General features: G+C 71.6%; 9 protein-coding genes. 6 read left to right on the top strand and 3 right to left on the bottom strand.

Annotated elements, in window-relative coordinates:
• A partial coding sequence (locus G3I65_RS55805) for an MFS transporter (RefSeq protein ID WP_160704705.1) occupies positions 1-652 on the top strand: 652 nt, incomplete at its 5' end.
• A 272-nt stretch (positions 653-924) separates the two neighbouring features.
• Positions 925-2,799, top strand: coding sequence for a Calx-beta domain-containing protein (locus G3I65_RS55800; RefSeq protein ID WP_163046936.1), 1,875 nt, complete (start codon positions 925-927; stop codon positions 2,797-2,799).
• A gap of 52 nt (positions 2,800-2,851) precedes the next feature.
• Here G3I65_RS55800 and G3I65_RS55795 read toward each other — a convergent pair whose 3' ends face one another.
• Positions 2,852-3,253, bottom strand: coding sequence for a hypothetical protein (locus G3I65_RS55795; protein WP_160704703.1), 402 nt, complete (start codon positions 3,251-3,253; stop codon positions 2,852-2,854).
• A gap of 104 nt (positions 3,254-3,357) precedes the next feature.
• Between G3I65_RS55795 and G3I65_RS55790 the strand changes: the two genes are divergently transcribed.
• Together G3I65_RS55790 and G3I65_RS55785 are read left to right on the top strand one after the other, a co-directional pair.
• Positions 3,358-3,513 carry a hypothetical protein gene (locus G3I65_RS55790; RefSeq protein ID WP_160704701.1) on the top strand — a complete coding sequence of 52 codons (156 nt, stop codon included), beginning with the start codon at positions 3,358-3,360 and terminating at the stop codon, positions 3,511-3,513.
• A 110-nt stretch (positions 3,514-3,623) separates the two neighbouring features.
• Positions 3,624-4,784 (top strand): cytochrome P450, encoded by a 1,161-nt coding sequence (locus G3I65_RS55785; protein WP_160704699.1) that lies wholly within the window; start codon positions 3,624-3,626, stop codon positions 4,782-4,784.
• A 1-nt stretch (position 4,785) separates the two neighbouring features.
• Here the strand turns inward: G3I65_RS55785 and G3I65_RS55780 are convergent, their stop codons facing one another.
• Together G3I65_RS55780 and G3I65_RS55775 are read right to left on the bottom strand one after the other, a co-directional pair.
• A complete protein-coding gene (locus G3I65_RS55780; protein WP_086865209.1) occupies positions 4,786-5,547 on the bottom strand; it encodes a DeoR/GlpR family DNA-binding transcription regulator in 762 nt (253 codons plus the stop codon).
• A gap of 44 nt (positions 5,548-5,591) precedes the next feature.
• Positions 5,592-6,389 carry a thioesterase II family protein gene (locus G3I65_RS55775; protein ID WP_160704697.1) on the bottom strand — a complete coding sequence of 266 codons (798 nt, stop codon included), beginning with the start codon at positions 6,387-6,389 and terminating at the stop codon, positions 5,592-5,594.
• A 265-nt stretch (positions 6,390-6,654) separates the two neighbouring features.
• On the opposite strand from G3I65_RS55775, the gene G3I65_RS55770 reads away from it, so the two are divergent.
• Together G3I65_RS55770 and G3I65_RS55765 are read left to right on the top strand one after the other, a co-directional pair.
• The gene (locus tag G3I65_RS55770; RefSeq protein WP_160704695.1) at positions 6,655-6,918 is read left to right on the top strand and encodes a hypothetical protein; all 264 of its coding nucleotides are present in this window, start codon (positions 6,655-6,657) and stop codon (positions 6,916-6,918) included.
• Positions 6,919-6,931: 13 nt separating this feature from the next.
• The coding region (locus G3I65_RS55765; protein ID WP_160704694.1) for an ATP-binding protein at positions 6,932-7,129 on the top strand (198 nt) is incomplete at its 3' end.

Genomic DNA, 7,129 nt, shown 5'->3' with positions numbered 1-7,129 from the left:
GCTCCGGGTGCCGGACGCGCCGGCGGCGGGCGGCTCCCCGGCCGGCGAGCTGCGGGCGCTGCGCCGGCCGCTCGTGTGGCTGGTGGTGGTGACCGCGTCGATCGGGATCGCCGGCTTCTTCGCGGTGAACAGCTACCTCGCGCCGATCACGACGTCGGTCACCGGGCTCTCGCCGGGCGCGGTGCCGTGGGTGCTGGTCGCCGTGGGGCTCGGCATGACCGTCGGCAATTTCCTGGGCGGGTGGCAGGCGGACCGGAACCTGCGCCGCGCCCTGCTGACCGGCTTCACGGCGGTGATCGCCGCGAACGTCTACTTCGGACTGGCGGTGGGCTCGGCGTTCGGGCTCTTCACCGGCGCGTTCCTGATCGGCGGGTCGATCGTCTTCCTGGGCCCGGTGCTGCAGTCCCGGCTGATCGAGGTGGCCCCGGGCGCCCAGCTGATGGGCGCGGCGCTGAACCAGTCGGCCTTCAACACGGCCAACAGCCTCGGCGCGGCACTGGGCAGCGTGGTCATCGCGGCGGGACTGGGCTACCGCGCGACGGCGTGGGCGGGCGTGGTGGTCAGCGTCGTCGGGCTCGCGCTGGCGCTGGCCGGGGTCGCGGTGGACCGCCGTGCCGCGGCCACGCCCGAGCGTTGCGCCATCCGGAGGTAATTTTCGCGCCGCGCCCCGGAAACCGCGGGAAAAGCGTTACCAGCGGTTCCGGAAAACGCCGTCTTCGTCGCTCCGACGTGTGACGCGCGTCCCTTCGTTACGCATCGTTCGGCGCATTTCCGCTCGATCTGCGTGGGCCTGTGCGCGCCGCCGTAACCCGTTGAGCCCTGTGCGTGGGGCGCTCCGGGTGACATTGGCGAATTCCGCTAACAAATCCGCGCGCGGTTCGTCTTTTTCCAGGCACCCCACGCCGGATCTCGAAAGGGACGTCCATGTCGCGAAGATCGATTTTCGTCGCTCTCACCGCGGTCAGCGCGCTGCTGGCCCCGACGGCGGTCGCGGCCGCCGCACCACCGGGGGTCGATCCGGCCACCGTCGACCTCACGCTCGCCGCCGGGCAGAGCACCACCGTCACCAAGCACGTCACCACCTCGGCCGTGCCGCCGAACCCCGACCTCGTCCTGCTCGCCGACACCACCGGCAGCATGGGCAGCGCGATCTCGAACGTCCGCGCCAACGCCAACGCCATCACCGGGGACGTGCTCGCCGCGCAGCCGACCGCCCAGTTCGGCGTCGCCGAGTACAAGGACTTCACCGACACCGTGCCGTTCAAGGTCAACCAGGGCATCACCGGCGACACCGCCGCGGTCCAGGCGGGCACGAACCAGTGGGTGGCCTCCGGCGGCGGGGACTTCCCCGAAGCCGACCTCAACGCGCTGTACGAACTGGCCACCGGCGCGGTCACCTTCCGCCCCGACGGCACCCGCATCGTCGCCTGGTTCGGCGACGCGCCGTCGCACGACCCCAGCGGCGGGCACTCCCTGGCCGACACGATCGCCGCGCTCAAGGCGGCGAACATCCGCGTCGTCGCCGTCAACGTCGGCGCCCTCGACGCCGAGGGGCAGGCCACGGCCATCACCGAAGCCACCGGTGGCGTGCTGCTGAACAACGTGCCCTCGGGCCAGGTGTCGCAGGCCATCCTGGCCGGCATCAAGTCCATCGAGGTCACGGTGACCCCGAAGGTGACGGCCTGCGACCCGCAGCTGACCGTGACCAACGCGCCGGCGAGCGTGAAGGTGACCAGCGGCGACGTCGCGACGTTCACCGAGACCGTCGCCGCCGCGGGCAGCGCCGCGCCGGGCACGTACCACTGCACGGTCGACTACCAGGTCGACGGCGTCTCGCGCGGGTACGTCGAGACGACGACCGTGCGCGTGCTCGGTTTGAGCGTCAACGACGTCTCGGTCGCCGAAGGCTCCGGCGGTGCCCCGGTGCCGGCGACGTTCACGGTGTCCCTGCTCGGCGGCGCGAGCCCGGACCCGGTGAGCGTCCACTACGCCACCGCGAACGGCACCGCCACCGCACCGGCCGACTACGCGGCCACGAGCGGGGACCTCACCTTCGCACCGGGTGAGACGGCCAAGCCGGTGACGGTCCTGGTCAACCCGGACACCGTCGACGAGCCGGACGAGACGTTCACCGTGAACCTCTCCGCCCCGGTCGGCGCCGGGCTGGTCGACCCGACCGGCGTCGGCACGATCCTCGACGACGACCGCGACGGCGTCTTCTCCTGCACCGGCACCGCGGCGAACGTCATCGGCATCACCGCCGCCGTGGCGAACCCGCAGAACCTGCCGTGCGCCGACGACAGCGAGACCGTCCTCGACGCGACGCTCAACGCGGGCCTGATCAAGGTGCAGACGCACGCGCTGACGTCGTCGACCGACCTGACCCCGGACAACCAGTCCGCGGCCCCGGCGGCCGGTGACCACGCGCAGGCGTCGGCCAAGATCGACAAGACGGTGATCAGCACGGTCGGGCTGACGATCGAGCTGGGCGTGATCCAGTCCCAGGCGGCGGCGACCTGCCAGCCGGTGACCGGCGGGCTCGCCCCGGCGCTGACCGGCAGCTCGAACGTCGCCTCGCTGAAGATCAACGGCGTCTCGGTCACGGTCGGGTCCGCGCCGCTGACCATCCCGCTGGTGATCGGCACGCTGAAGCTGAACGGCCAGACCGTGTCCGGCGGCGTCGTGAAGCAGCAGGCGGTCGCGCTGGACACCGCGCTCGCGAAGATCGTGCTGGCGGAGTCCCAGGCCGACGTGCACGGCACCGCCGCGCACCCGGCGGGCAACCCCTGCCGCCGGTGATCCGGTGAACCCGGGCCGGGGCGGACACCGAGTCCGCCCCGGCCCGTCCGCGTCAGTTCGGGGGCTGCTGGTACCCGGGCTGTGCGTACCCCGGGCCCGCGAACCCGGGGTACGCAGTGGGGCGCGGCCGGCCGCCCTTGAAGACCGCGAGCGCGACCAGGAGCCAGGAGATCACCACGGCGACGTCCAGCGGGATGGCCACCGCCATGAAGATCAGGCTGAGGTCGTCGGCGCTCAGGTGGTTTGTGTGCATCCAGGACGCCGCGTCCAGCGACACGAACCGCCACGCGATGCCCAGCACCGTCGTCAGGAGCATGATGACGAAGGCGGCCACCATCAGGCCCGAGCCGCTCTGCGCGCGTCCCCTGATCGCGAAGATCAGGCCGAGCAGGCCCACCACGAGCAGCAGTACCCGCGGGATGATCTCGATGGTCGTCACAGCCAGGGGTGTCATGGGCCGATCGTAGGCGGTGGCGGGGGCGCGCGGAGGCGATTCGCGGATGGAAGCCGTTTGAAAGTCCGGCCTGCGATCGTTCGGGAAACGAAAGGGATCGAACGATGAAACGTGCTGGTGCGGCCGCCTTGCTCGTCGCGGCCTTGGTCACGCTCCTCGCCCCGGTGGCGACCGCGGCGGAAGGGCCGGCGCCCGTCGCCGGCATGGGCGGTGGTCCTTACATCGGGGATGTCCCGGCGCCGGGCGCCGGGGACCGCTGAGGGCCTTCCCACCACGGCGGCACCGGGGAAGCACGCCGTCGCCCTAGGGGTTCTCCCAGACTTTCATCGCCCTCGCGGACGCGGGTGCCGGGGCGGGGTAGAACCGGGGCATGGTGAGCACGGAACCCGGAATCGTCGGCTTCCCGCGGCGGGCGCCCGGTCAGGTCACTCCGCCCGACGGGTACGCCGAGCTGCGGGCCCGGCCCGGGTTGTGCCGGACCGTCCTGCCCGGGGGGACGCCCGTCTGGCTCGTCGCCCGGCACGAAGACGTGCGGGCCGCGCTGACCGATCCGCGGCTCAGCTCCGACCCGTCGAAGCCCGGGTTCCCCGCCACCGGTGGGGCGCCGGAAGCGCTTCCCGGGTGGTTCGTCGCCATGGACGCGCCCGAGCACACGCGGTACCGGAAGCTGCTCATCCCCGAGTTCACCGTGCGGAAGGTGCGGGAGCTGCGGCCCGGCATCCAGCAGGTCGTCGACGAGCGGATCGACGCCATGCTGGCCGCCGGGAACTCCGCGGACCTCGTGTCCGCCTTCTGCCTCGTGCTGCCGTCGCTGGTCATCTGCCAGCTGCTGGGCGTGCCGTACGAGGACCACGAGCACTTCGAGTCGCGCACCCGCGTCCTGGTCAGCCTCGCTTCGACCGCCCGGCAACGGGAAGTCGCGCTGGGGGAGATCAACACCTACCTCACCGAACTCATCGCGGCGAAGCGTGCGAAGCCCGGCAAGGACCTGATCAGCCGGCTCATCGACGGCGGCGCGGTCGACGACGCCGAACTGCTGGGCGTGGCCATGCTGCTGCTGGTCGCCGGGCACGAGACCACCGCGAACATGCTGTCGCTCGGGGTCGTGATGCTGCTGGAGAATCCTCAGTGGATCGGGCACGAGGGCGTCATCGAAGAGCTGCTGCGGTTCTTCTCCATCTCCGACGTCGTCAGCCTGCGCGTCGCCACCGAGGACCTCGAGATCTCGGGCCAGCTGATCCGCCGCGGTGAAGGGGTCGCGCCGCTCGGGCTGGCGGCGGGGCACGACGGCGCCGTGTTCGAGGACGCCGGCGAGTTCTGCCCGGCCCGCTCGGCGCGCCACCACGTCGCCTTCGGGTACGGGATCCACCAGTGCATCGGGCAGCACCTGGCCCGGCTCGAAATGGACGTCGCGCTGACGACGTTGTTCGAGCGGGTGCCGCGGCTGCGCTTGGCCCTGCCGGCCGACGAGCTGGAGTTCAAGCACGACGGAGTCCTCTTCGGACTCTACGAGCTGCCGGTGCGCTGGTAGCTCAGGCGGTCAGGACGTTCACGCCTTCGCGCTCGATTTCCGCGGCCACCGTGGAATCGATGCCGCCGTCGGTGATGAACGTGTCCACTTCGGACAGTTCGGCGAAGCGGGCGAAGTGGTCGTTGCCCACCTTCGTGTGGTCGGCGAGTAGCACCACACGGCGGGCGCCGGCGATCGAGGCCCGCTTGACCATCGCTTCCGCCGGGTCCGGGGTGGTCAGGCCGCGCTCGACCGACAGGCCGTTGGTCGCCATGAACGCCACTTCGACGAACGTTTCGCTCAGCGAGTGCAGTGCCCACGAGTCGACCGACGCGAGCGTGCGCGCCCGGAGGCGGCCGCCCACCAGCATCACCGTGAGGTTGGGCCGCTTGGACAGCGTCAGCGCGATGTTCACCGAGTTGGTGACGACCGTGAGGTTGCAGTCGATGGGAAGCGCTTCCGCGAGGTGCGCGGTGGTCGTGCCCGCGTCGAGCAGGATCGCGCCCTCGGCGGGCAGTTCGGCGAGCGCGGCCTTGCCGATGCGCTTCTTTTCCGCCGTCATCACGCTTTCGCGGGTGTTCAACGCCGGTTCGAAGCCCAGCCGCTCGATGGGGATCGCCCCGCCGTGCACCCGGCGGAGCGACCCGTGGCGTTCCAGCGTCGTGAGGTCGCGGCGGATCGTCTCCGTCGTCACGGCGAACTCGCCCGCGAGCTCGGCCACGTCGACCCGGCCGCGCGACCGGGCCTGCTCGAGGATCAGCTGCTGACGCTCTTCCGCGTACACCGCGACCCCCGCTCATGTCGTTCTGTGTTGATGCTGATGTTACTTTATGTTGAATCACGCCCGGAGTGCAATGCCGCCGCGGGGGCGCTGAGGGCTTGCAGCTCACGCTGGAGCTCGGCGTTCACCGCGCTCTGGTGCCGGGCGAGGAAGAAGTGGCCACCGGGGAAGACCTCCAGCCGGAAGCCGCCTTCGGTGTGCTCGCCCCAGTTCCCGGCCTCCTCGGCGGTCACCTTCGGGTCCTGGTCGCCGATCAGCACGGTGATCGGGCAGCGCACGCGGCGCCCGGCCGGGCAGGCGTAGGTTTCGATCGCCCGGTAGTCGGCGCGGATCGCGGGCAGCGCCATCCGCAGGATCTCGTCGTCGCCGATGACCGTCCGGTCCAGCCGGTTGAGCTCCCGGACCTCGTCGAGCACGCCGTCGTCGTCGCGCTCGTGGACCCGCTCGTCGCGGAACGTCGAGGGCCCGCGCCGCCCCGACGCGACGATCGCCCCCGGCGCCCGCAGGCCGCGCAGTTCCAGCCGCCAGGCGGTTTCGAAGGCGAGGACCGCGCCCATGCTGTGCCCGAAGAAGACAGCGGGCTTGTCGGACAGCTCGGCCAGCTCGTCGGCGAGGAGGTCGGCCAGCGCGGCGACCGAGTCGACGTTCGGCTCCCGCCGCCGGTCCTGCCGCCCCGGGTACTGCAGCGAAACGACGTCGACGTCCGGCGCGAACCGCGCCGAGACCGGGTGGAAGTAGCTGGCCGAACCACCGGCGTGGGGGAAGCACACGAGCCGGGTGCCCGCGCCGGGCGCGGGGTGGTAGCGGCGGATCCACGACGTCGTGGCGTTGTCCGCGATGTTCACGAGAGCGTTTCCCTTCGGCGCGGGGTCAGGTCCGTCAGTGAACCCCGGCCCGGGCCACGGATTCCTTAGTGTTGCCGCTCACACGCCGGGTTCCCGCCCGGCTCGGGTGTAGTGAATGACTCATTCATGTCGTCAGAGGACATGAATGAGTCATTCACGTCATCCGGCGCCGCGGAATCCGCCGAGGTTCGGGGTTTTCCGGGTCGGCGGCGACCTACCGTCGGCGGGGCACGCGATCGGCCGTGCCCCGACGGGAGGAGTCCTGATGACCGCTGACGCGCTCACCGCCGCCCGGCGCAAGGCGAGCGAGCTGCGCCGTGCCATGCAGTCGCTGCACCGGATCCACGGGGACACCCCGCCGATGCGGCGGCTGATGAGCGACCTCGGCTGGATCGAGAGCGGGCTCGGCGAGCTGCCCGCCACGCCGCTCGCGGCCGCCGATCGGGTGCTCGTGCCGGACACGCCGTACGCCAGGGAAATGTGGCACGGCGCCGACGACGAGGGGCTGGGCGGCCGCCGCCTTCCGTGAAAGCAGGGTGAGGATGGCGGAGGTGACGGCTGTCGCCGGGCGCGTGGTCGGCCGGCGGCGGGAGCTGGAGGTCCTCGGTTCGGCGTTCGCCAACGCGCGGGCCGGGTCGGCGACCCTGGTGCGGGTGCGCGGGGCGACCGGCACCGGCAAGACGGCGTTGCTGGCGGAGTTCGCGCGGTCGGTCGGCGACCGCGCGGTCGTGCTGTCCGAG

The organism is Amycolatopsis sp. SID8362 (assembly GCF_010550475.1).
In the GTDB taxonomy this organism is placed as follows: Bacteria; Actinomycetota; Actinomycetes; order Mycobacteriales; family Pseudonocardiaceae; genus Amycolatopsis; species Amycolatopsis eburnea.
The sequence above is the reverse complement of the archived record's forward strand: the minus strand, read 5'-3'. Positions and strand labels throughout refer to the sequence as shown.

Bases quoted from the DNA above. Each gene is read 5' to 3' on its own strand.
- G3I65_RS55770 (WP_160704695.1), top strand. From the start codon at position 6,655: ATGACCGCTGACGCGCTCACCGCCGCCCGGCGCAAGGCGAGCGAGCTG.
- G3I65_RS55795 (WP_160704703.1), bottom strand. From the start codon at position 3,253: ATGACACCCCTGGCTGTGACGACCATCGAGATCATCCCGCGGGTACTG.
- G3I65_RS55800 (WP_163046936.1), top strand. From the start codon at position 925: ATGTCGCGAAGATCGATTTTCGTCGCTCTCACCGCGGTCAGCGCGCTG.
- G3I65_RS55790 (WP_160704701.1), top strand. From the start codon at position 3,358: ATGAAACGTGCTGGTGCGGCCGCCTTGCTCGTCGCGGCCTTGGTCACG.
- G3I65_RS55785 (WP_160704699.1), top strand. From the start codon at position 3,624: ATGGTGAGCACGGAACCCGGAATCGTCGGCTTCCCGCGGCGGGCGCCC.